This is a genomic window from Oleiphilus sp. HI0123 (assembly GCF_001635315.1).
In genome coordinates this window covers 1-2,398 of sequence record NZ_LWGE01001161.1, presented here as the reverse complement: position 1 = coordinate 2,398, position 2,398 = coordinate 1, and the positions used below count along the sequence as shown (strand labels likewise).

At 42.7% G+C, this 2,398-nt stretch carries 2 protein-coding genes; one reads left to right on the top strand and one right to left on the bottom strand.

The genetic code is table 11. The features are described from left to right. Nucleotides 1–1,249, bottom strand: a 1,249-nt coding sequence (locus tag A3761_RS12505; protein WP_156491825.1) for an RND family transporter, incomplete at its 3' end; no start/stop codon positions are given. A 224-nt stretch (nt 1,250–1,473) separates the two neighbouring features. Between A3761_RS12505 and A3761_RS12500 the strand changes: the two genes are divergently transcribed. Beyond that, on the top strand, nt 1,474–2,398 hold a 925-nt coding region (locus A3761_RS12500), incomplete at its 3' end, for a LysR family transcriptional regulator (protein ID WP_068750293.1).

The following is a 2,398-nucleotide window of genomic DNA, read 5'->3' as shown; positions in this document are numbered from 1 at the left end:
TATTTAATGGTATAGCAGAGAAAATGGCGATTGTTACCAAGCCGGTACCGATCAAAATTTGTCTGCGTTTGTTAATGACGAAATTAGCGATTGCATCAAGGCCTTTGTGTGCTTTATCTGCTTGCTTCTTCTCTTTTACCGGTAGCACCATAACCAGTGCTGGAAGTAAAAATACTGATAGAAAGAATGCTGCAACGACGCCCATAGCTACAGTATTACCTAAATCTCTGAAGGGTGGAACTTCACTAAAGTTAAGTGTCATAAAGCCAACAACTGTTGTGATGCTGGTGATGAAAACCGGCTGGAAATTGATACGTATGGCTTCTTGCATTGCTTCGGCTTTAAGCATTCCGTGCCGCATGTTAAATAGAAAGGTCACTAGAATATGAACGCAATCGGCAACGGCCATTGTCATGATTACCGTGGGCGCTGAGGTGCTTGGACCGGTAAGCGTCCATCCTAGCCAACCGAACATTCCCATTGCGCTGGCGATAGACATTATTATGACAACCAAGGTTACGGCGGTACCGGTGAACGAACGTAAAAGCAATAATAAGGTGAAGATTATTATCACAAACATGACCGGAAACAGGTTTGCAAGGTCGTCCTGGGCTGATTCAGAAAAGGCATTGCCTAGCATCACGCTACCTGTGATATAAACATCCAGGTGGGGGTAGTCTTCTTCAAACTGGGCAATCATCACACGTGCTTGCGCTACTAGTTCGGGAATCTCCTGTTCGGTCAATTGAGGAAGTTGAACTGTGGTATTGACCGCAGTAACATGCGCTTGCTTGGAAATAAGGCGACTTTCTAGCAGCGGCTCGCTAAGCGCAATCCGTTTAATCTCGTCCAAATCGGCTTCATCTGGAAATTCAACCAGGTCGTTAACGAGCAAGTCATCTTCTTCGGCTTTTGTATATTGGAAGTTTGTGATTGAATCGACGCGTGTTGAATAAGGCAATTGCCAAGCTCTATCAGTTAGATCTTTAACTGCATTCAAGGTTGGAACGGTAAATACCTCGCCATCTTTCGGCGCTAGAACAACAAATATATTGTCTGATTTTGAATAGGTGTTTTGGAGTGTTTCAAATGCTACCAATTGTTCATTATCTTCTGAAAAGAATACTCGATAGTTTGAGCTGAACCCAATATTGCTAGCTCCGCTTGCTATAAAAAATACAATAGCTAAGGAGGCAATGATGATTAACCATCTGAACTTAATAATCTGCGCGGCAAGTCTATCGACCATAACAATGAACCTTGTAGTAAAAAGTCTTATTTTTGTGGCTGCTAACAATAGTATGTTATTGCCCCGTTGTTCTAATTTAATGCAATCAAACGCTAAATTTTGATGCTTTTATTGTAGTGCTGTTCCTATTTTGGTGTTAATAGGCTAAATTTAGAAATAATGTTCCGTATATGGAATGTATGCGGCTAACTCTAAATGCGAGAGTAAGAGAAGGGTACGAATTGATGCAAGACTTAAATGAAATGGCGATATTTGCAGTGGTTGTCGGATCGGGAAGCTTCACCAAAGCAGCGGACAAACTTAAGCTACCTAAATCTACCGTAAGCCGAAAAGTGAGTCAGCTCGAAAAGCGTATAGGTGTGCGACTTATTAATCGTACAACACGCAACTTAAAGCCGACAGAAACCGGTAAGTTGTATCATGAGCATTGCGTCAAAATGCTTGAGCAAGCTGAAGAAGCTGATCGTGTTGTTAATAATATGCAAGCTGAGCCAAGCGGTACGCTCAGGATTAGTACGCCGCTGTCTTTTGGTACACCTTTCTTCATCAGCACGATTAAACGATTTATGGAGCAGTATCCAAAAGTTAATGTCGAGATCTTCTCCGATGACAAACTGGTTGACTTACTAGAGCAGGAAATCGATGTGGCTTTTCGAATTGGCCCATTATCTGATTCTAGTCTGGTAGCACGAAATCTCGGAACCGCGCGATTGTCACTGTGTGCTTCTCCTGAGTATATTGCTAAAAACGGCATCCCTAAAACGATTCAGGCTATCGAAGATCATACCTGTGTCTCTCACCCAGCATCCGCTTGGGCTTTTCAAACGAATAACGGTATATACGAGTTTGAACCAAAGTCTCGCCTAGTGGCTAATGACATGGAAGTGCTGCGTCGAATGGTTATAGAGGGGGTTGGTGTTGGCGCTTTACCTCAGATTATTATTAGTGAAGATGTCAGGGCGGGGCGTTTGGTTACGCTACTTGAAGATGCACCATTTCAGGAAAGAACCTTTTACCTGGTTTATCCTAGCCGTAGAGAGCCACCTTCGAAGGTTATGGCCTTTACAGATTTTATTTTCTCAAGTTGTAAGCCGGTGCCACCATGGGAAACATTGAAGGAAGTATTTAATACGAATAAGAACTTGGAAA